The 21613-nt window shown below is 63.6% G+C and carries 16 protein-coding genes; 7 read left to right on the top strand and 9 right to left on the bottom strand.

The features are described 5' to 3' along the window. Positions 1 to 94: 94 nt before the first annotated feature. The 3 genes from rsgA to CXR03_RS00700 are packed head-to-tail and all read right to left on the bottom strand — an operon-like array spanning position 95 to position 3172. On the bottom strand, positions 95 to 1210 hold the full coding sequence (gene rsgA / locus CXR03_RS00710) for a ribosome small subunit-dependent GTPase A (protein WP_104052504.1): 1116 nt from the start codon (positions 1208 to 1210) through the stop codon (positions 95 to 97). Continuing rightward, complete coding sequence (aroA, locus tag CXR03_RS00705; RefSeq protein ID WP_104101308.1) at positions 1210 to 2586, bottom strand: 3-phosphoshikimate 1-carboxyvinyltransferase; 1377 nt, start codon at positions 2584 to 2586, stop codon at positions 1210 to 1212. The genes rsgA and aroA overlap by 1 nt, the downstream gene beginning before the upstream one ends. A 4-nt stretch (positions 2587 to 2590) precedes the next feature. Then, a complete protein-coding gene (locus CXR03_RS00700; RefSeq protein WP_104052502.1) occupies positions 2591 to 3172 on the bottom strand; it encodes a DoxX family protein in 582 nt (193 codons plus the stop codon). A gap of 343 nt (positions 3173 to 3515) precedes the next feature. On the opposite strand from CXR03_RS00700, the gene CXR03_RS00695 reads away from it, so the two are divergent. Beyond that, on the top strand, positions 3516 to 4199 hold the full coding sequence (locus CXR03_RS00695; protein WP_181032238.1) for a sigma-70 family RNA polymerase sigma factor: 684 nt from the start codon (positions 3516 to 3518) through the stop codon (positions 4197 to 4199). Beyond that, complete coding sequence (gene rsrA / locus CXR03_RS00690) at positions 4196 to 4456, top strand: mycothiol system anti-sigma-R factor (RefSeq protein WP_104052500.1); 261 nt, start codon at positions 4196 to 4198, stop codon at positions 4454 to 4456. The genes CXR03_RS00695 and rsrA overlap by 4 nt, the downstream gene beginning before the upstream one ends. A gap of 273 nt (positions 4457 to 4729) precedes the next feature. Here rsrA and CXR03_RS00685 read toward each other — a convergent pair whose 3' ends face one another. The 6 genes from CXR03_RS00685 to CXR03_RS00660 all read right to left on the bottom strand — a co-directional run bounded on the left by CXR03_RS00685 (position 4730) and on the right by CXR03_RS00660 (position 15817). Further along, positions 4730 to 6517 (bottom strand): ABC transporter ATP-binding protein, encoded by a 1788-nt coding sequence (locus CXR03_RS00685; RefSeq protein WP_104101305.1) that lies wholly within the window; start codon positions 6515 to 6517, stop codon positions 4730 to 4732. After that, positions 6514 to 7551 (bottom strand): ABC transporter permease, encoded by a 1038-nt coding sequence (locus tag CXR03_RS00680; RefSeq protein ID WP_258073433.1) that lies wholly within the window; start codon positions 7549 to 7551, stop codon positions 6514 to 6516. Before CXR03_RS00680 ends, CXR03_RS00685 begins: the two co-directional genes overlap by 4 nt. A 12-nt stretch (positions 7552 to 7563) precedes the next feature. Further along, entirely contained in the window at positions 7564 to 9096 is a 1533-nt protein-coding gene (locus CXR03_RS00675; RefSeq protein ID WP_104101303.1) for an ABC transporter permease, read from the bottom strand. Positions 9097 to 9210: 114 nt separating this feature from the next. Then, positions 9211 to 10965: an ABC transporter family substrate-binding protein gene (locus CXR03_RS00670; RefSeq protein WP_104101301.1), complete on the bottom strand. Its 1755-nt coding sequence runs from the start codon at positions 10963 to 10965 to the stop codon at positions 9211 to 9213. Positions 10966 to 11304: 339 nt separating this feature from the next. Beyond that, positions 11305 to 11904, bottom strand: coding sequence for a GDSL-type esterase/lipase family protein (locus CXR03_RS00665; RefSeq protein WP_104052496.1), 600 nt, complete (start codon positions 11902 to 11904; stop codon positions 11305 to 11307). Positions 11905 to 11968: 64 nt separating this feature from the next. Then, a complete protein-coding gene (locus CXR03_RS00660; RefSeq protein ID WP_104101300.1) occupies positions 11969 to 15817 on the bottom strand; it encodes a multifunctional oxoglutarate decarboxylase/oxoglutarate dehydrogenase thiamine pyrophosphate-binding subunit/dihydrolipoyllysine-residue succinyltransferase subunit in 3849 nt (1282 codons plus the stop codon). A 514-nt stretch (positions 15818 to 16331) separates the two neighbouring features. Here CXR03_RS00660 and CXR03_RS00655 point away from each other — a divergent pair. The 5 genes from CXR03_RS00655 to CXR03_RS00635 all read left to right on the top strand — a co-directional run bounded on the left by CXR03_RS00655 (position 16332) and on the right by CXR03_RS00635 (position 21613). Beyond that, positions 16332 to 17750 carry a hemolysin family protein gene (locus tag CXR03_RS00655; RefSeq protein WP_104101298.1) on the top strand — a complete coding sequence of 473 codons (1419 nt, stop codon included), beginning with the start codon at positions 16332 to 16334 and terminating at the stop codon, positions 17748 to 17750. Beyond that, positions 17747 to 18817 (top strand): hemolysin family protein, encoded by a 1071-nt coding sequence (locus tag CXR03_RS00650; RefSeq protein ID WP_104101297.1) that lies wholly within the window; start codon positions 17747 to 17749, stop codon positions 18815 to 18817. Before CXR03_RS00655 ends, CXR03_RS00650 begins: the two co-directional genes overlap by 4 nt. 123 nt (positions 18818 to 18940) lie before the next feature. Then, on the top strand, positions 18941 to 19939 hold the full coding sequence (locus CXR03_RS00645) for a metal ABC transporter solute-binding protein, Zn/Mn family (protein ID WP_104101295.1): 999 nt from the start codon (positions 18941 to 18943) through the stop codon (positions 19937 to 19939). Next, a complete protein-coding gene (locus CXR03_RS00640) occupies positions 19936 to 20751 on the top strand; it encodes a metal ABC transporter ATP-binding protein (RefSeq protein WP_104052491.1) in 816 nt (271 codons plus the stop codon). Before CXR03_RS00645 ends, CXR03_RS00640 begins: the two co-directional genes overlap by 4 nt. Continuing rightward, on the top strand, positions 20738 to 21613 hold the full coding sequence (locus tag CXR03_RS00635) for a metal ABC transporter permease (RefSeq protein ID WP_104101293.1): 876 nt from the start codon (positions 20738 to 20740) through the stop codon (positions 21611 to 21613). Before CXR03_RS00640 ends, CXR03_RS00635 begins: the two co-directional genes overlap by 14 nt.

Below are 21613 nucleotides of genomic sequence, written 5' to 3'. Positions count from 1 at the left end.
CGGTGGGCGGCGCCCACGATTACACGGCCCGGGACCTGCCGTGGCGCGCTCTCGTGGACGCCGCGGCAGTCTTGTGATGTGTTCCCGGCAAGCGTCACTGCGCGCCCAGCTCCTTGGCAGATGCCCGGTTTTCCGTCCGGGTGCCCGAACCCAGCAGCCGGCGCAGGGAGGCGAGCCGTGCAGGCCCTGCAGCCCCGGCCCGCCCCGACTCCACCCACGGGTCAAGCCCGCAGTTCTTGGCCTGGTCGTCGTGCCGGCACCCGCGTTCACAGCTTTCAGTTCCCGGTTCAAGGTCCGGGAAAGCCTGCAGGATGCGGTCGGGGTCAACATGCGCAAGCCCAAAGGAGCGGATACCGGGAGTGTCAATGATCCAACTGCCCGACGGCGCCTCCAGGACTTTCAGGGCCAGCGCAGAGGATGAGGTATGTCTTCCACGGCCGGTCACTGCGTTGACGCCGCCGGTGGCGCGGTCGGAGCCGGTCAGGGCATTCACCAGGGTGGACTTGCCGACGCCGGAGTGCCCCACCAGGACCGAGACCTTGCCCTCGAGGTGGCGGTGCAGCTGCTGCACGGCGTCTCCCTGCAGGCGGGCGGACAGACCATCGTCGGAGCGGGCATCGATTCCCGACGCGTCGTCCGCCGCGGTGCGGCTGATGATGACATCCAAGTCCAGATGCTCGTAATTGGCCAGCAGTTCAGCGGGGTCCTTGATGTCGGCCTTGGTAATGCACAGCAGCGGCGAGATGCCGGCGTCGTAGGCAGCAACGAGGGCGCGGTCGATGAACCCGGTGCGCGGCTCGGGGTTTGCTGCGGCCACCACGATGACCAGCTGGTCAGCGTTGGCAACGACGGCGCGTTCCACGGGATCGGTGTCATCGGCGCTGCGGCGCAGAAGGGTCCGGCGGTCCTGGATGCGTACGAGGCGGGCAAGCGTGTCCGGTCCGCCCGACACGTCTCCCACCAGCGAAACGAGGTCGCCGGCAACCACCGGGTTTCGGCGCAGTTCACGGGCCCGGGCTGCGGTGACGATGCGTTCCGTGGGGGTGTCTTCGTCCACGACGGCGGTGTATCGTCCGCGGTCCACGGTGATGATGCGGCCCGTTACGGCCTCGTCATAGGCGGGCCGGTCCTTGGTACGGGGCCGCGACCCCTTTTTGTTGGGACGGATGCGGACATCCGATTCATCCCAGCTGCCGGTTGAGCGGGCCATCAGCGCGCACCTTCCGTCCGGTCCGGAGCCGCGGCAGGGCCTGGTTCCGCTGCAGCCGGTGGTTGGGCCGTGGCGGCCAGTTCACGCCACAGCTGCGGAAATTCCGGCAGCGTCTTGGCGGTGGTGCCGATGTCCTGCACCAGGACTCCCGGCACCGCCAGACCGATGAGCGCGCCTGCCGTTGCCATCCGGTGATCGGCATACGTTTCGAAAACACCGCCGTGCAGCGGCGCGGGATGGATGATCAGGCCGTCTTCGGTCTCTTCGACGTTTCCGCCCAGCCGGTTGATCTCGGTCACCAGGGCAGCGAGGCGGTCGGTTTCGTGGCCGCGCAGGTGGGCAATGCCGGTGAGTGTTGAGGGGGAGTCTGCCAGGGCACACAGCGCGGCCACCGTGGGAGCCAGCTCGCTGGTGTCAGCAAGCTGCGCTCCGGTGATGCGGCCGGAGCCGGTCACTGTCAGGGTGCCCTGGGACAGGGTGGCCGTGCCGCCAAGGGCGGGCAGGATGCTCCGCCACCGGTCGCCCACCTGCGTGGTGTGTTCGGGCCAGCCGGCCAGGCGCACGGTGCCGCCTGCCACGAGGGCTGCGGCCAGGAACGGTCCGGCATTGGATAAGTCCGGCTCGATGGCTACGTCGAAGGCACGGATGTGGCCGGGAGCCACGCGCCACTCGTTCGGGACGGAATCGTCCACCTGCACACCAACCCCGCGCAGCACCTGGACTGTCATGGCAATGTGTTCACGGCTGGGAAGGGTGGAGCCCACATGGACCAGGTGCAGTCCGTCCCTGAAGCGCGCGCCTGCCAGCAGCAGGGCCGAGACGAACTGGGAGGACGCCCCGGCGTCAATTTCCAACCGGCCCCCGGCCACCTCTCCGGTGCCGGCCACGCTAAAGGGAAGGGCGCCTCTGCCGTCGTCGTGTACCGTCACGCCCAGCGCGCGGAGCGCATCGATGATCGCGGCCATCGGCCGCTGGCGTGCGTGGGGATCGCCGTCGAAGTCTGTGCTCCCGGTTTTCAGTGCGGCCAGAGGAGGCACGAACCGCATGACTGTTCCCGCCAACCCGCAGTCAATGCCTGTCCCTGATGCGCTCCCCGAATCCATCGGCCGGATTTCGAGATCCGGTCCGAAGGCGCCGTCGCCGTCGATCTCGGTCACCGTGGCGCCCAGCGCCCGGAGCGACTGGACCATGAGGGCGGTGTCCCGGGAATGCAGGGGAGCCCGGAGCATGCTGGGGCCGTCAGCCAGGGCAGCAAGGACCAGATACCTGTTGGTCAGGGACTTGGAACCCGGTACCCGGACGTCGGCGTCCAGAGGTGCCGACACCCGGGGAGCGGGCCAGGGAGAGACTGTCTGCGGATTGGCGGGGAAAGACATGGAGCTAGGAACCCACAATGCCGGCTGCGGTGGTGCGGACGGTCTTGTTGGCCTTCTTGAGCTGCTTGGCGGCGTCCTTCTGGACTGACCGCGACTTGCGGCCGGCATCCTTGCCAAGGGAGGCAACGCTGCGGCGGGTGTCATCAGCAAGATGGCCGGCGCGCCACGCCAGGCCGGGACGGCCGTTGGTATCCACGGCGACCAGGAGGACGGCGCCGATCAGGGAGAGGTTCTTTAGCAGGGCGGCACGGCGTGCCTTGCGCTCATCGGCAGTGTCCGTTTCAGCATTCTTGTACTCAACGACGGCGTTCAGCACTGCGGTGCCCGTCAGCAGCAGGCCGGACAAACGGGGGAACTTACCCAGAGCCAGCAGCGAACCGGCACCCACCTGTGTGGCGCCGAGAACCTTGGCAACGAGCTGGGCGTTGCCGGTAACGGGTGCAGCCGAAGGCACCAGTGCACCGACACGATCCAGGGTGGGACGCAACTGCTGCGCGGTTTGATCGGTATCCCGCAGGCGGTCAACTCCGGCTGCAATAAAGCCGGTGGCTAGCAGCGGGCGGGCGAGCAAACGGACAATCGACATATTGACCTCCTGGTTGCTGCCCGTCTCGGAATAGCCGGGCAGAATACTCCTAGTTTGGCACTTTTACCGGTCCCGCACACCTTATGCCGCGCTGCGGCGCCAAAACACCGCTGCGGAATAAGCGGACGCAGCCGGGCGTTGTGCGGGGTATACGGCATTCTTCGCGAAGCGGGGGATTACCGGATTCGCCGGGCACCGCGGTGCCCGTGAAGCAAAGCAGCCCCAAGTGAGGAGAGTGTTCGTGCCGGGTACTTTAGCGATGGCAGATGCACACCCGGAGGCTTCATCAGCAACCGTCCAGTTGCGTGTGGGTCCGGCAGCCCGCACCGTAGACTGGGAAGTGATGAGAACTGATGCGCCGGAAGGCAGCCCCCAGGTGGAAGACTCCGAGCTGGATGTCGCTTCCGAATCGGAAGAGGCCCGCAAGATACGCTTTGAGCGCGATGCCATGCAGTATGTGGATCAGCTCTACTCTGCGGCCATGCGCATGGCCCGCAACCCCTCCGATGCCGAGGACCTGGTCCAGGAGGCCTACACAAAGGCCTTCTCGGCGTTCCACCAGTACCGGCCGGGGACCAACCTGAAGGCTTGGCTCTACCGGATCCTGACGAACACCTACATCAACCTGTACCGGAAGAGGCAGCGCGAACCGCTGCAGGCCAACTCCGACGGTGTGGAGGACTGGCAGCTTGCCCGTGCAGCCGAACACAGCTCCACCGGGCTGCGCTCCGCCGAAGCAGTGGCGCTGGATCATCTTCCCGATTCCGATGTGAAGAATGCCCTGCAGTCCATTCCCGAAGAATTCCGTTTGGCAGTGTATTTCTCTGATGTTGAGGGATTTGCCTATAAGGAAATCTCGGAAATCATGAATACTCCCATCGGAACCGTAATGTCGCGCCTGCACCGGGGCCGTAAAATGCTCCGTGAACTGCTGGCCGAATATGCACATGAACGCGGTATCCGCGGCAAGGCAGCACCTGCACCCGCCGCGGCCAGCCAGAACAAGAAACAGGGGAACACGCTATGAGCGATTGCCAAAGCCTGGGTGATTGCGAGGATACCCGCATCGAACGGCTGTACGAATACCTGGACGGTGCTCTGTCCCACGATGACATTGTGGAAATCAAGGAGCATCTGGACGGTTGTCCCGAGTGCGCCGAGGAACACGACCTGGAATGTGTTATTCGATCCGTGGTGAAGCGGTCCTGCACCGAGGCCGCCCCGGAAACACTCAAAGCCAGCATCCTGGCGAGGATCAGCCAGATCCAGACCGCTGAGCACTAGCAAGCCGGCGACTATAACCAAAAAGAACCCCCGGCGTCCGTAAGGCTCCGGGGGTTCTTTTCTTAGTGGCGATGGGCCACACGGTTAGTCCAAGACTTAAGTGTTGGGACGCTTACCGTGGTTGGCGCCGCCGCGCTTACGGTCACGACGCTTGCGTGCACGCTTGCTCATAGCTGCCTCCTTCGATTTGCTGAAAGTTCTGCCCTCCAGTGTCCCACAAGGTGAGCCCGACAACCTAAACCGCGGCCCGGACCGGCCGCGGAATAGGTTTGCTTAGTCGATTGAGCTGCCGGCGGCCATGAGGGCGTTGCGTTGTTCCCGCCGAAGAGCCTGCTCAGCCGGATCAGGCACGGGTGCTGCGGCGAGCAGGCGGCGCGTATATGCATCCTGCGGATACCGCAGCACCTGCTCGGTGGAGCCCCGTTCAACCATGATGCCCTTGTTCAGCACTGCGATATGGCTTGCCAGGATCTCCACCACCGCCAGGTCGTGGCTGACAAACAGGCAGGCGAAACCGTACTGCTGCTGCAGGTCCTGAAGCAGGGCAAGCACCCTGGCCTGTACCGAAACGTCCAGTGCGGACGTTGGCTCATCGGCCACCAGGAGCGACGGCCGCAGGGAGAGGGCCCGGGCAATGCCAACGCGCTGCCGCTGTCCGCCGGACAACTCATGGGGATACCGGTTGCGGAAGCTGGTGGGAAGCTGGACATCGTCCAGCAGGCCCTCAACCCGGGCGTCGAGGTCCTTGCGCGAGAGCTTCTCATGCAGGAACAGCGGCTCGCCGATGGATTCGCCGATGGACATGCGCGGGTTCAGCGACGCCGCCGGATCCTGGAACACGATTGCAAATTTCCTGCGCAGCGGCAGCATCTGTTTCGGCGACAGGCCGGCGATGTTGGTGCCGTTGATGTCAACGCTGCCGGCGCTGACCGGAAGCAGCCCCGTTACGGCCCGGGCGATGGTCGACTTGCCGGAACCGGATTCGCCAACCAGCCCCATGACTTCACCGGGGTTGATGACGAAGGAAACGTCGGTCACTGCCTTGAAGGCGGGCTGGCGGAACCGCCCGGGGTACTCAATGGATACCCCGGTCAGCTGCAGGGCAGGCACGACGCCGGCGTCCGCCGTCGTCAGATCCTCGGAATCCCGGAGGACCGCCCGGGGAGCCTCGGCGATCTGGAGCGAGCCGTCATTCTCCACCTCAACAGCCGACAGCACTCCGCCGACTATTGAGCCCAGATGCGGTACAGCTGCCAGCAACTGGCGCGTGTACTCCTCCTTCGGATTGTTGAAGAGCTCAGCCACGGGCGCCGCTTCTACAATCCGGCCTTTCTCCATGACAACCACTTTGTCAGCGAGGTCCGCCACCACGCCCATGTCGTGGGTGATGAGCATGACAGCACTGTTCAGGCGCTTGTTGAGGTTCCGGAGCAGTTCCAGCACTTCAGCCTGAACGGTTACGTCCAGGGCCGTAGTGGGCTCGTCGGCGACCAGCAGGATGGGGTCATTGGCGATGGCGATGGCAATCATGGCCCGCTGCCGCTGACCGCCGGAGAACTGGTGCGGATAGGAATCGTACCGCCTCTCCGGCTCGGGGATTTCCACCATCTGCAGCAGCTCGATGGCCCGTGCCTTTGCCTGTGCCGGAGAAGCATCAGTGTGCTGTTCGATGATCTCCTTGATCTGTTCGCCCACGGTGAGCACCGGGTTGAGCGCCGTCATGGGTTCCTGGAAAATCATGGCAATGTCATTGCCGCGAATCCTGCGCAGAACGGACTGGGGAGCCCCGATGAGTTCCTTGCCCTGAAGCTTGGCGCTGCCCTTGGAACGTCCGTTGCCGGGGAGGAGGCCCAGCAGCGCCATGGACGACATGCTCTTACCGGAACCTGATTCACCCACGATGGCCAGGATCTCGCCGGGGGAGACGGTGAAGGAAACGTCCTCCGCCGCCATCACCCATTTACTGTCCACGCTGAAATCGACGCCCAGACCGGACACTTCCAGGATCGGAGCCGTGCCCGCTGTTGATGTGATGTCGCTGTACAGGGGTGCCGAACTCATTGCTTTGTCCTTGTCTGTCGGGGATCAAACGCGTCCCGGAGGCCGTCGCCGATAAAGTTCACGGTGAGCGCAATGGCCACAATGAAGATGCCGGGCCAGAAGAAGAGCCACGGGCGCGTGGTCATGGCCGCCCGGTTCTCGTTGATGAGCTTGCCCAGGGACGTATCCGGCGGCTGCACGCCGAGGCCGAGGAAGCTCAGCGCGGTCTCCAGCAGGATGGCGCCGGAGATCGCCAGCGTTGCGGACACGATGATGACCCCAACGGTGTTGGGCAGGATGTGCTTGAAGATGATGCGGCCGGAACTGGCGCCGACGGACTTGGCAGCCTCGACGAATTCCTTTTCCCGAAGGGAGAGGAATTCGCCGCGGACGATACGGGCCAGCCCGGTCCAGGTCAGCAAACCAAGGAAGATCGCGAACACCACAATGCCGTAGTCCGAGACGATGCTGGCCAGCACGGCGGCCACCACCAGCAGCGGGATGGTGATGATGACGTCGGTAAAGCGCATCAGGACGGTTTCGGTGAAGCCGCGGAAATACCCGGCGAGGGCGCCGACGACGGTTCCCACGACGGTGCCCACGATTCCGACGATGAAGGCGATGGTCAGGGAGATCTGTGCGCCGCGCATCGTCATGGCAAAGTAATCGCGGCCCAGGGTGTCCTGGCCGAACGGGTGGTTCCCCAGCCCGGTCCAGGACAGGGTGGGGGCTCCGCCGTCTTCAAGCGGCATCACCGTGGAGAACGTGTGCGGCCACCAGCCGGGGATGCGCAGCGGGCCCACGGAGAGCCCGATGGAGGTGAAAGCGAGCAGTACGATGAACACCAGACCGCTCAGGCCGGCAATGGCACCCTTATGGCGGAAAAACCGTTCGCGGACCAGCTGGCCCTGGCTTTTCGCAGCGGTGATCTGTGGATCCGCCGTGACGGCCCGGGTTGCGGGCGCGTCAGCGATATCCGTTCTCTGGCTTTCCAGAGTCATGCTCGTCAGTTCCGGGCTGCTGCCCGTGGTTCCGGACGGTATTTTCTCAGTCATGTCTTCCGCCTATCAGTTCAGGCTAATGCGCGGGTCGAGGAACGCGTACGCGATGTCGGCCAGCATGTTGAAGGTCACCGCGGCCACACCGGTCACCAGGAAGAAGGCCATGATCACGTTGGGATCCACGTCATTCAGGCCGTCCGTGAACATTCGTCCCATTCCGCTCCAGCCGAACACCGCCTCGGTGATGACGGCCCCGCCCAGCACTCCGGCGAAGTCGAACGCCATCAGGGTGGTGATGGGGATCATGGCATTGCGGAAGGCATGCTTGACGACCACAGATCGCTCGCTCAGGCCCTTGGCCCGTGCGGTGCGTACGTAATCCTGGTTCATCACCTCAAGCATGCTGGCTCGGGTGTAGCGGGTATAGGTGGCAAAAGAGATCAGCATGATCGCGATGGTCGGCAGTACCAGGTACAGGGCGTAGTCCAGATTGATTTCCCAGAAGGTGCCCTGCAGGTTCGGGGTGGACGAACCGGTGGTGGGAATCGGGCGGCCGCCGTTTTTGCGTGCGAGTGACGGATAGGCGCCCAGCAATGCGTCAATAAAGACGAAGAAGCCGATGGCCAGCCCGATGACTGCGGTCAGGTTGCGGGTCTGCTTGGCATAGGGACCGCCGACAAAATGGCCGATGCCCAGTGACACGAGAAGGGTGAGGACAGCAAGGCCGGCAATGATGCCCCAGTTGGGATCCTGCATGAGCGGCTGCGTCACCAGATAACTGATGAAACCAACCGCCGCAGTTGCGAGCGCGGCATAGACAATCCGGCGGCGGCGGAAGCCTGCCAGCAAGGCTGTAATCCCCAGGGCCAGTCCAAAGGCGGTAATGAACAGGCCAATCGGGCCCAGGCCCGGTGTCTTGAACCAGTTGGAGATGAGCAGCAGGTAGAACGTGACCGACGTGGCAACGGCAACAATGGCGAAGACACGAAGGCGGCGGTTCCTGTCGCCGCCGACAGCGACTGCTCCAACGAGTCCCACTATGAGTCCCACGGCCGCTATTCCCAGATAGGACATTTGTGGATCGGCCAGCCAGGTGTTCAGATCAATCGCCAGGTACTGCTTGAGCAGAGTGGAGAGCCAGAACAGCGGCATGGAGAAGAGTAGGAAGGAAATGAAGGTAATGGAGTAATCGAAGGTGCTGTACTGGCGAAGGGCAGTGACCAGGCCTACGGCGACGCCGAGAACGATTGCCACCAGGGTAGCTACGACGACGAGCCGGAAGGTGGAGCCGATCGCTGTCTGCAGCTGGTCGATCACGGGGCTGCCGGCACGGTTAAGCCCAAGTGTGCATTCGGCACCGCCGGGGATCATGCATCGGCCCACTTCCTGCAGCCAAAGGAGGTAGCGGACGGCGACGGGCTGATCAAGATGCAGTGCTGCCGTTCGCTGGGCAATGCGCGACTCGCGGTCGGCGCTCTGGAGCTCGATCAGGTCATGAAAGGGATCGCCAGAGTTGACGGCAAGGATAAACATCAGCACTGTGGCGGCGACAAGGACGAAGAACGAGGTCACCGCTCTTCTAAGGATGAAAGAGAACACCGAAGGCTCCTATTGGGGGGTGGTACGTAAAGCCGTAGCGGGGCAAAAGTTTGGGATGGGCAGACCGAGGGTCTGCCCATCCCGCTTTCTAACCGTTATGGCGTGATGCCTTGGTTAGGCCTGCTTGGTCCACTTGAAGGCGTTCCATGTCACGCCGCTCTGGGTGGGGTTGTACTCCACGTTCTCCATGCCGGAGTTGTGGGCAACAATGTCGGCCTGGGTGTAAAGAACGACGTTGTAGACGTCCTTGGCCAGTTCCTCTTCGAGTTCCTTCTTCAGCTCCAGCACCTTGTCGGCTTCAGTGGTGCGGGCAATCTCGTCCCACAGCTCGTCGACCTTTTCGCTCTTGAACTTGCCGTAGTTCTGGACGCCCTCGGAGTCGTAGATCGACTGTGCGCTGGCTACCAGACCTGAACCGGCCCAGCCGAAGAGTGCAGCATCCCAGGAGCCGAGCTCATCGAGCTTCTTGGTCCACTCGGCGTCGGGGGTGGCGATGATGTTGAAGCCGGCCTGGTCGCAGGAATCCTTGATCAGGGCAGTGATATCGGCGCGCACCTGGCTTGCTGACGAGAACAGCATGCGGACGTCAACGGGCTCGGTCTTGCCGGCCTCTTCCATCAGCGCCTTGGCGCCTTCGAGGTCAACCTCATCGTATTCGCTGGCGGACGGGGCGGCTTCAAGAACTTCGTCGTATTCCGGCTGCGACTGCTGGAAGTCGCGCAGGTTCAGCACGGTGGCCTCCGGGTCGACCGGCTTGACGAACTTGTCCACGATGTCCTGGCGCGGAACGCACTTGGAGAACGCCTGGCGGACCTTGAGGTCCTTGAACACGCCGTTTTCGGACTGGTCCAGGTCAATGTGGGTGAAGGTCATGCCCGTACCGGTGAGCAGGGAGACCGACTCACCGATGGCTTCGATCTGGCTCTTGGTGTCGCCGGTGGGACCGGACGGCTCAATGATGTCCACGTCGCCGTTCTGCAGTGCCTGCACGGCTTCGGTGTCTTCGATGGTCTTGAAGACGATGCTTTCAGTGGCGGCAGCGCGCTCTTCGCCCCAGTAATTCTCGTTCTTCGTCAGCGTCAGGTTGCCGCCGGCTGCGTTGTCGAGAACGTAAGGACCGGAGGAGGGGATGAGTGCTGCGTCCGGAAGGGAGGGGAGGCCTTCGGCGTAGCCCCATCCGGTGTTCCAGAACTCGGCAACGGGCTTCAGCGCAGCCAGGTCGTTGTCCTGGATGGCGGCAACAAGTGCTTCGCCGTTGTTGTCGGTGCTCAGGCCGCCCTGCTCAGCCGCAATGTGGGCCGGCATGAGGGAGCCGATCATGAGGTTTTCCCAGTCAGCGTACGGCTGGTCGAAAACGTAGGTGAATTCCTTGTCTCCGGCTTCGCCCTCAGGCATTGCGAGGTACTCGTAGCCGTTATTGGAGGAGGGCTCGAAGATCTCGGCCTCTCCGTCGAGAACCTTGCCGGAGAAGGCGGCCCAGTTCATCAGGATGTCGTCAAAATCGATGGGCGTTCCGTCGGACCACTGGGCGTCCTCATTGATCGTGTACTTCACGGTCAGGGGCTCATCGCTGGTCTTTTCGAAGGTGCCAAACTCTTCATTGCGAATGACGCCCTCGGGGCTGTACTCCGAGAAGTTGCTGTGAACCAAGTTGTCCACGTACGTGTTGTACACGCTGTTGGACTTGGACGTGCCGCCGTTGTAGAAATCGGGGGCCTGGCTGATGGCAACTGAGATGGACGACGCGAGGTTGGCGTCCTCAGTGTTGTCGCTTTCAGCGGTTTCTCCGCCTCCGGCTGAGCCGCAGGCGCCCAGGAAAAGGGCCCCCACGGAAAGTGCGGCAAGAGTTGCCGTGCGCTTTGTACGCATTCGTAGTCCTAACTTGTGATGAAGTCGTCAGGAACCACCGCTGGCGGCTCCCCCAAGCGATCGTGATGACCGCCACATGTTCCGAAAGACTAGTCACTAATTGTTTCCACTGGGCTAACTGTGAGCGGACGTTAACTGATTGTTACCTGTAAAGCAGGGCGGCAGGGTTGTGCAGGAAGGTGCTTTAGTTGCAGTTGCAGGCCGGAATGGCGCGGTGCTGCAGGGATTTTTCGCCGCCTGCATCAGCGATGGAGGAGAAAACTACTTGGGGCAATACGTCTTAATGCGTAGAGGGCCTCCGGCGTGTCGCCGAAGGCCCTCATGAGGTGTTTCGTCTATTCAGTTCATGTCCGGAAGGTCCAGCCAGCGGTACCAGCCGCGGTGGAGAACCAGCCAGGCCATCAGCCCGTATCCGGCCTGGCCCGGAGTCCCGCCGTTGGAAGCCAGGTCAGTGCGCCACTGTTCATGGTTTAGCAGGGGAGTCAGCGTGTCCACGTACACGTGCTTGCGCCGTGTGGTCACATCACCAAAGGCGGCAGACAGATCCGACAGACGGCGGTTCCGTTCGGCATCGAGCCCCGGCGGGGGACCGACGACAAAGACCTTGATGCTCATTTGTGCGGCCCCGTCGAGGATATTGGCCAGGTTGAGGCGGCTTCTCGCCGTTGACAGGTCAAGGTCAAGGTCCCGGTCGGACAGCCCGATCACCAGCCGGTTCTCGCACCTGTCGTCAAACCGGCGGCCGGCCTCCTGAAGCCAGCGGTTCGCCAGCGATTCGGTTCCCTCCTGGGGTGCTGCAAGGGTATACGCCTGTACGCTCACGTTTTCGGGGGTGGTGCGGGCCAAAACGCGGCCCAGCCAGCCCAGGGCGCGAGGGTCGCCGTGCCCGGCCAGCAGCTCGTCGCCGACGGCTGCAAGCCTGATTTTGCGTTGTTCCACTAGTCACCTTCTCCGGTCACAAAAAAACGGGGTGGGGCGCCGCGGCGCCCCACCCCAACTTAGCCTACTGACGCTCGAAGGCCTTCTTGACGAGAATGTCCTGCTCCACGGCGTGCCGCTTGGCTGAGCCGGTGGCGGTGGAAGCGGACGCCGGACGCGACACCAGGCGCAGCGGGCGGTCCAGCTGTGCCGGCAGGTTCAGGCCGATGAACGGCCACGGACCCTGGTTGGCGGGCTCGTCCTGTGCCCAAACGATGTCAGCGTTCGGGTACTTGGCGACAGCTGCCTGGATCTCCGCAACGGGCAGCGGATAAAGCTGCTCGACACGGACAATAGCTGTCTTTTCGTCACCTGTCTTCTGCCGGTTGGCCAGCAGATCGTAGTACAGGCGGCCGGAGACCAGCAGCACGCGGTCGACGGCGTTCGCGTCCAGCTCTGCGTGCTCCGGGATGACCGGCTGGAACGAACCCGAAGTGAAGTCTTCCACCGACGTTGCCGCAGCCTTCAGGCGCAGCAGCTGCTTCGGCGTGAAGATGATCAGCGGCTTCCGCGGCCGGCTGTAGGCCTGGCGGCGCAGCAGGTGGAAGTGGGAAGCACCCGTGGTGGGGTTCGCCACGATCATGTTGTCCTCGGCGCACATCTGCAGGAAGCGCTCGATGCGGGCCGAGGAGTGGTCCGGACCCTGGCCTTCGTAGCCGTGCGGAAGCATCAGCACCAGCGAGGAACGCTGGCCCCACTTCTGCTCCGCCGAGGAGATGAACTCGTCGATGATGGTCTGGGCGCCGTTGACGAAGTCGCCAAACTGCGCTTCCCACAGAACGAGGGCATCCGGGCGCTCCACGGAGTATCCGTATTCGAAGCCCATGGCGGCGAATTCCGACAGCAGCGAGTCGTAGATCCACAGCTTGGCCTGGTTCGGATCCAGCTCTGCCAGCGGCATCCATTCCGCACCGGTTGCCCGGTCGTGGAAAACTGCATGGCGCTGGGTGAAGGTGCCGCGGCGGGAATCCTGGCCTGCGAGGCGTACGGGGACGCCTTCCATGACCAAGGAGCCAAAGGCTGCGATTTCAGCGAAGCCCCAGTCGATGCCGCCTTCGCGGGACATCTGCTCGCGCTTTTCCAGCAGTGCCTTCAGTTTCGGGTGCACCGTGAAGCCTTCGGGCACCGCTACGTGGGCCTTGCCGATGTGTGCCAGGACCTCGGCGGAAATGGCCGTGGACGCCGGGGACACAATGGTGCTGCCTTCCTGCTGGGACGCCGGGCGCTCCAGATCGGAGACGGCTTCGGTGTCCTTGGTGATGACCGGCAGGGGAGAGGTCTGGGCAGCGTGCGTCTCAGCGAAGACCCGCTCAAGGCGGCCCTGGTAGTCGCGCAGTGCCTGTTCGGCCTCTTCCTGGCTGATGTCGCCGCGTCCGATGAGGGACTCGGTGTAGAGCTTGCGCACCGAGCGCTTGGCCTCGATCAGGCTGTACATCATCGGCTGTGTCATCGAAGGATCGTCGCCTTCGTTGTGGCCGCGGCGGCGGTAGCAGACCATGTCGATGACAACGTCCTTGTGGAACCGCTGGCGGTAGTCGTAGGCCAGTTGCGCAATGCGCACAACCTGCTCCGGGTCATCGCCGTTCACGTGGAAGATCGGAGCCTGCACCATCTTGGCAACGTCGGTGGAGTACACCGAAGAGCGCGACGACGTGGGCGAGGTGGTGAAGCCCACCTGGTTGTTGACCACAACGTGGATGGTTCCGCCGGTGCGGTAGCCCCGGAGCTGCGAAAGGTTGAGGGTCTCCGCCACCACGCCCTGGCCGGCGAAAGCGGCGTCTCCGTGGATGAGGATCGGCAGGACAGGGAACTCGTCTCCCTGGTCCAGGCGGTCCTGCTTGGCCCGCACGATTCCTTCGAGTACGGAATCCCCGGCTTCGAGGTGGGACGGGTTGGCGGCCAGGTACACCTTCGTCTGGTTGCCGTTGTCCGAGGTGAAGGTGCCTTCGGTGCCGAGGTGGTACTTCACGTCACCGGAACCCTGGACGCTGCGCGGGTCCTGGGTGCCTTCGAATTCGCGGAAGACCTGGGCGTAGGTCTTGCCCGCGATGTTGGTCAGGACGTTCAGGCGGCCGCGGTGGGCCATGCCGATGCCGACTTCTTCAAGTCCGTCGTCGGCGGCACCGGAGATCACGGCGTCCAGCAGCGGAATCAGGGACTCGCCGCCTTCCAGGGAGAAGCGCTTCTGCCCGACGAACTTCGTCTGCAGGAACGTCTCAAAGGCTTCAGCGGCATTGAGCTTGCCCAGGATGCGCAGCTGTTCTTCGCGCGTCGGCTTGCTGTACTTGGTTTCCAGGCGATCCTGGAACCACTCGCGTTCCACCGGATCCTGGATGTGCATGTATTCGATTCCGGCGGTGCGGCAGTACGCATCCCGGAGCACGCCGAGGATCTTGCGCAGCTTGAGCATGGGCTTGCCGCCGAAGCCGCCGGTGGGCCATTCCCGGTCCAGGTCCCAGAGGGTCAGGCCGTGGTTGAGGATGTCCAGGTCCGCGTGGCGGCGCTGGACGTACTCCAGCGGGTTCGTGTCGGCCATCAGGTGGCCGCGGACGCGGTAAGCGTGGATCAGCTGCTGGATGCGCGCAACCTTGTTGATCTGCTCGTCCGGGTTGACCTGGATGTCGGGGCTCCAGCGCACGGGCTCGTAAGGGATCCGCAGGGATTCGAAAATCTCGTCGTAGAAACCCTGCTCGCCGAGGAGCAGCTGGTGGATGATCCGCAGGAATTCGCCGCTGCCGGCACCCTGGATCACGCGGTGGTCATAGGTGGAGGTCAGGGTGATGATCTTGGAGATGGCATTTTGGGCCAGGATCTTCTCGTTGGAACCCTGGAACTCAGCCGGGTAGTCCAGGGCGCCGGCGCCGATGATGCAGGCCTGGCCCTTGGACAGGCGGGGGACGGAGTGCACCGTTCCAATGCCGCCCGGGTTGGTCAGCGAGATGGTGGTGCCCTTGTAATCGTCCGCCGTGAGCTTGCCGTTGCGGGCCTTCTTCACGAGGTCTTCATACGCCTGCCAGAACTCCGAGAAGTTCAGTGTTTCGGCCTTCTTGATGTTCGGCACGACGAGCAGGCGGGAGCCGTCCGGCTTCGGCATGTCGATGGCCAGCCCGAAGTTCACATGCGCGGGCTGCACAGCAACAGGCTTGCCGTCCACGACGTCGTAGTACACGTTCTGGGACGGGAACTGGGCGGCGGCGCGGATGATTGCGTAGCCGAGGAGGTGGGTGAAGGAGACCTTGCCGCCGCGGGCGCGCTCCAGATGGCTGTTAATGACAATGCGGTTGTCGATCAGCAGCTTTGCGGGCACGGCACGCACAGTGGTTGCCGTGGGGACGCTCAGGCTCAGGTCCATGTTGGTGGCGATGGCCTTGGCCGGACCGCGCAGGACGTTGACCTTGTCCTCTTCGGAGGGCTTGCTGTTGGGCTGGGTCTTGGGCAGCTGGGCCGGAATCGGCGGGGTCTTGCTGTCAGCTGCCTTGTTCTCGGCTGCTTCACCCTTGCCGGCGGCCGGCTTGGAATCCTTGGCAGCAGAGTTGGACGCTGCGGATTCCTTGGCAACCGGAGGCTTGCCGGACTGCTGGGTGGAGGCGGGGGACTCGCCGGAAGCCTTCGGCTTGGCGGATTCGGCCTGCACTACCGGAAGCTGGCGCGTTGTGGGATTGGCGCCAAGTTCGCTGGGGACTGCCGATCCGTTTCCGTTGGAAGTGCTCGAACCGGAGGCCTGGGCCTCCTCGTTCTTAAAGGAGTCGAAAATGCTCCACCACTTCTTGTCAACCGAGTTCTTGTCCTTGAGGTACTGCTCGTAGAGTTCATCGACAAGCCACTCGTTGCCGCCGAATTCTTCCGGCAGCCGGTGGTTGGATTGGTCTGGCACTGTTAATACGCCTCTTCCATGAGTTGCCTTTTGCCCTGATTGGCACCATGTCTGAGGGCAAGAAGCCTCAAAGCTCACTGGTGCGGCCCGGCCGGTGCGCAGTGACCGAGACTTCATGCCAGTCTAGTGACATTGCGGGACAACTGGCCAATTCTGTTTGACATCCGTCATGCAGCGGGGCTTCCCGCGCGCAAGCTTCCAGGGGCGCGTGCGGCCGTTCCGTTTTACCGGTGGCGCCCAAATGCCAAACCTGTAAACTGAAAATCTCATGGACAGTTTCTCTAGGCGCCGGCCTGCGTCCGGTTCCGCAGCTTCTGCGGACCGCACGCACAGAGCCGGCCACGCCCGCACCCATTCACCCCGCACCCCCGGCGCCGCATCGGAGCCTTCCAGACCGGCTTCGGCCGATCACCCTCCGCCTGCCGCCCGCAGCGGGCACTTTCCCGCGGTACTTCCTTCCGCGCTTCCCCTGATAAGCCGCGCAGCGCTTCACAATCCGGCGGTGGGAGCCTAAATGGAATGGTTATATCTCTTCTTTGGCCTGGTGCTGATTCTCGGCACCGGCTTTTTTGTGGCTGTTGAGTTCTCTCTGGTGGCCCTGGACCAGCCCACGGTCCGGCGGGCCGTGGAAAACGGCGACAAGGGTGCCGAGCCGCTCCTGCGCTGCCTGACCTCCCTCTCCACCCAGCTCTCCAGCTGCCAGCTGGGAATTACCCTCACCACGCTGCTGACCGGATTTGTGATGGAGCCGTCAGTGGGCCGCCTGTTGAAAACCCCGCTGTCCGCTCTTGGCCTGCCGCCGGTTGCCGTGGATTCCGTGTCCGTGGTGGCGGCCATGATCCTGGCGACGTTCCTGTCCATGCTTCTGGGAGAGCTGATCCCCAAGAACATGTCCATCTCGCTGCCGTTCCGGGTGGGGCGCGCCCTCGCCCGGCCGCAGCTGGCGTTCACCGTGGTGTTCAAGCCCGCCATCCTGGTGCTCAACGGCTTCTCCAACAAGGTCCTGAACCTGTTCGGGCTGGAAGCCAAGGAGGAAGTGAGCGGAGCGCGCACCCCCGCCGAACTTTCCTCCATGGTCCGGCGGTCGGCCGAGATGGGCACCCTGGACCAGGGCACGGCAAATTTTCTGTCCCGGACGTTTTCCTTCGCGGAGCGGACGGCCGCAGATGTCATGACGCCCCGGATCAGGCTGGAGACCATCGATTCCGAGCAGTCCGTAGCGGATGTCATTGAAGCTGCACGCCGCACCGGATATTCACGCTTTCCCGTCCTGGGTGATTCCCCGGATGACATCAGGGGAGTGGTCCACGTGAAAAAGGCAGTGGCTGTGCCCCGCAGCCGGCGGGCGGACCTGCCGGCCGGGGCCATCATGAGTGAGGTCCTCCGGGTGCCCGAGACGGTGCACCTGGACAGCCTGCTCTCGGAGCTGCGGGGCGCGAACCTGCAACTCGCCGTCGTCCTCGATGAGTGGGGCGGAACAGCCGGCGTAGCGACCCTCGAGGACCTGGTGGAGGAAATCGTCGGCGAAGTGTCCGACGAACACGACAAGATCAAGCCGGGCGTGCTGCAGAGTGCCGCCGGTGCCTGGTACTTCCCGGGCATCATGCGTCCTGATGAAGTCTCCAGGCTCGTGCCGCTGCTGAACATTCCTGATGAAGCCGGCTACGAAACGGTGGGCGGCTACATTATGGCCGAGCTGGGCCGCATCGCAGCCGCCGGTGACCGCGTCAGCGTTGAGGGCGGACTCCTGGAAGTTGAACGCATGGACGGCCGGCGCATTGACCGGGTCAGTTTCATTCCCCGGTACGACGACGACGATGCGTCCGCTGTCGACGAAAGCGCGCCCGCGGCTTCGAAAAAGCCGGAAACGAAGAGCGCAGCCGGAGCTTATGCTCCGACAAAGGATGCTGCCGGCAAGGGGGATCGGCGATGAGCGACCTGATGGGCATCTTCTGGCTGGTGGTGCTGTTGATCGGCAACGCCTTTTTTGTGGGCGGCGAGTTTGCCGTTATGTCCGCGCGCCGCAGCCAGATTGAACCGTTGGCCGAAGCTGGGTCCAAACGGGCAAAGACCACGCTCTGGGCCATGGAACACGTATCCCTGATGCTGGCCTGCGCGCAGCTTGGCATCACGGTGTGTTCGCTGCTCATTCTCTCCGTGGCCGAACCGGCGATCCACCATCTGCTGGCGGCTCCGCTGGAAGCCCTTGGGCTGCCGGTGGAATTCGCCGACGGCGCCGGGTTCCTGGTGGCATTGCTGATCGTGACCTTCCTGCACGTGACCTTCGGCGAAATGGTGCCGAAGAATATTTCCGTGTCCGTGGCGGACCGGGCGGCGCTGCTTCTGGCACCTCCGCTGGTCTTTATCTCCCGGCTGGTGCGGCCTGTCATTTCCAGTTTGAACTGGCTGGCGAACCACGCGCTGCGTGTCATGGGCATTACCCCCAAAGATGAGGTGGCCTCGGCTTTCACACTGGAGGAAATGCAGTCCATTGTGGAGGAGTCCACGAAGCACGGGCTGGTAGCCGATGATTCGGGCGTGATTTCAGGAGCACTGGAGTTCTCCGGGCAGTCCGCCGGAACAGTGATGGTGCCGCTGGACGAGCTTGTGACGCTGAGCACCGACACCACACCGGCGGAGTTCGAGAAAGCCGTGGGGCGCACGGGCTTCTCCCGGTTCGTGCTGATGGATGACCACGGAAACCTGACCGGGTATATGCATCTGAAGGACATAATGGCCATGCCGCTGGATGCCTATGACCGCCCGCTGACCGAAAACAAGGTGCGGACCCTGGCGAACCTGCGGCTGGAGGACGGGATTGAAGATGCCTTGGCCACCATGCAGCGCACCGGATCCCATCTGGCCCGCGTACTCGGTCCGGACAACCAGACCCGCGGAGTGCTCTTCCTGGAGGACATTATCGAGCAGCTGGTGGGCGAGATCCGAGACGCAACGCAGGCCCAGGGATTCCGGCGGTCCGGGGAAAGCTATTCCGAGTAGCTCCGGCTCGTAACGCGCATTTCCAGATGCGAATGATTCGCGTTTACGTTATGCTGGGGGAGTTCCCCCGCGGAACTCCCCTCCATCTCCAAGCACTTCCGCTCGACAGGGAAACAAAAACTTATGCAACGACCCTCCGTCCGTCTTGCCTGCATCTTCCTGGCCGGGGGAGCCCTGGCTCTCTCCGGCTGCACCGGTGACTCTGGCTCCGGTTCCTCCGCCGGGGGAGGCGACGGTGCGCTTGAGGTGGTGGCTTCCACCAATGTCTACGGGAACATCATGGAGACCGTGGGCGGGGACCGTGTCAGCGTCACTTCGATCATCGACCGCCCCAGCCAGGACCCGCACTCCTATGAAGCGACGGCACGGGACAAGCTGGCCGTCTCAGAGGCTGACGTGGTGGTCCTGAACGGCGGGGGTTACGACACCTTCATGGAAACGCTGGTTGTCGATTCCGGCATCGACAGTGCGGACGTCCTCAACGCCGTGGAGATCTCAGGGCTGGGGGAAGCTGACGGGGAAACGCACGACGACGACCCCTCGCACGCCGACGATCACGCCGACGATCACGCCGACGATCACGGCGGACACTCCCACGGATCCTTCAACGAACACGTCTGGTACAGCCCCGAAGCGATGGGGCTGCTCGCCGAAGCGGCCGCAGAACGCCTGGCCACCCTGGACCCGGACCATGCCTCCTCCTACCGGGACAATGCCGCAACCTTCAACAGCGGCGTCGAAGAGCTCACGGCTGACCTGGCCGAAGACAAAACCGCGGCCGGCGGCAGGGATGTGGCGGTAACGGAACCTGTTCCTGAATACCTGTTTGAAGCTGCCGGCCTGCACAACGTGACGCCCGCAGACTTCACCTCAGCCGTCGAGGAAGGGTCAGACGTCCCGCCGGCGGTTCTGAAACAAATGCAGGATCTGCTGCGCTCCGGTGACGTGGCCTTCCTGGCCTACAACACCCAAACCTCCACGGCGCAGACCGAGACTGTCCGTGCCGCGGCGGAAGACGCAGGCGTACCCGTGCTGGACTTCTCCGAGACCCTGCCCGAAGGCCAGGACTACCTTGGCTGGATGCGCGCGAACGTGACCTCAATTGATGACGTGCTGCGGTGACCGGTCCCGTTGTCCGGCTCCGGAACGCCGGCTTGACCTACGGGCAGCGCACTCTTTGGGACGGCCTGGACCTGGACATCAAACCCGGTGAATTCCTTACGGTGCTGGGCCCCAACGGTTCCGGCAAGACCAGCTTCCTGAAAGTCCTGCTGGGTCTGCAGCAGCTGAGCAGGGGAACCGTGGAGATCAACGGAAAACCGGCCCAGCGGGGCAGCGCCGACATCGGTTATATTCCCCAGCAGAAGGCCTTCGGCCCAGGGACGCCGCTGCGGGCGCGCGACCTCGTGGGACTCGGCGTCGACGGCAACAAATGGGGGCTTCGGCTAAAGCGCGCACCGGTCCGGCGGCGGGTGGATGAACTCCTGGAACAGGTCGGTGCCACGCGTTATGCCAATGAACCGGTGGGCCTGCTCTCCGGCGGCGAAGTCCAGCGGCTGCGGGCCGCGCAGGCACTGGCTACCGATCCCGACCTCCTGCTGTGCGACGAACCCCTGCTGTCCCTTGACCTGCACCACCAGCAGGCCATCAGCTCACTGATTGACCGGCGCTGTCATGAACAGGGTTCGGCCGTGGTGTTCGTGACCCACGAGATCAACCCCGTCATTGATTACGTGGACCGGGTGCTGTACCTGGCCGGCGGCACCTTCCGGACCGGAACGCCGTCTGAGGTGCTGCGCTCGGACGTGCTCTCGGAAATGTACGGAAGCCGGGTGGAGGTGCTGCGCAGCCACGGCCGCATCGTGGTCCTCGGCATCCCCGATGCGACCACCCATGTCCACGGCGAGAGCGAGGATGACCATGGACTTGCGTGATTACTTCTCCGCCATCTTTGACTTCAGCGACTACGGGCAGCTGCTGCCCCTGGTGGCCAACTCCATTTGGGCGGCAGCCATTCTTGGACTGGTAGGCGGCCTGATCGGCACCTTTGTCCTAATGCGGGACCTCGCCTTTGCAGTGCACGGCATCGCCGAACTGTCCTTCGCCGGCGCAGCCTTTGCCCTGCTGATCGGCGCCAACGTGGTGATCGGATCCCTGGCAGGCTCCGTGGCCGCAGCAGTGCTGCTCGCCGTGATGGGGCTCAGGGCACGCGACCGGAACTCCGTGACCGGAGTGATCATGCCCTTCGGCCTGGGCCTGGGCATCCTGTTCCTGGGCCTCTATGAGGGCCGTTCGGCCAATAAGTTCGGCCTGCTCACCGGGCAAATCGTTGCCGTCGACACCGTGCAGCTGAACCTGCTGGCCGGCACCGCCGTCGTCGTCATAGCCGGACTCGTCCTGATCTGGCGGCCCCTGACCTTTGCCAGCGCGGACCCGGAACTGGCAGAAGCCCGCGGTGTTCCCGTGCGCGTTTTGTCCATTGTCTTCATGATTCTGCTGGGGCTCTCGGTGGCCCTGTCCATCCAGGTGGTGGGTGCGCTGCTGGTGCTTTCGCTGCTGATCACGCCGTCGGCCGCCGCGCTGCTGGTGACATCCTCCCCGCGGCTCGTCGTGCTGCTCAGTGTCGCGTTTGCCGTGACCTCGGCAGTGGGCGGAATTCTGCTGGCCTTGGGCGGGCGGATCTCGATCAGCCCTTACATCACCACCATCTCATTCCTGATCTACCTGGTCTGCCGGCTGATAAAGCGGATGCGGACAAAGGGACGGGCACAGGCGGGCGCAACAGTCCGGGCGTAG

It is taken from the genome of Arthrobacter sp. 08Y14 (genome assembly GCF_002929455.1).
Classification (GTDB): Bacteria; Actinomycetota; Actinomycetes; order Actinomycetales; family Micrococcaceae; genus Arthrobacter_B; species Arthrobacter_B sunyaminii.
This window is presented reverse-complemented; position numbering and strand designations above follow the sequence as displayed.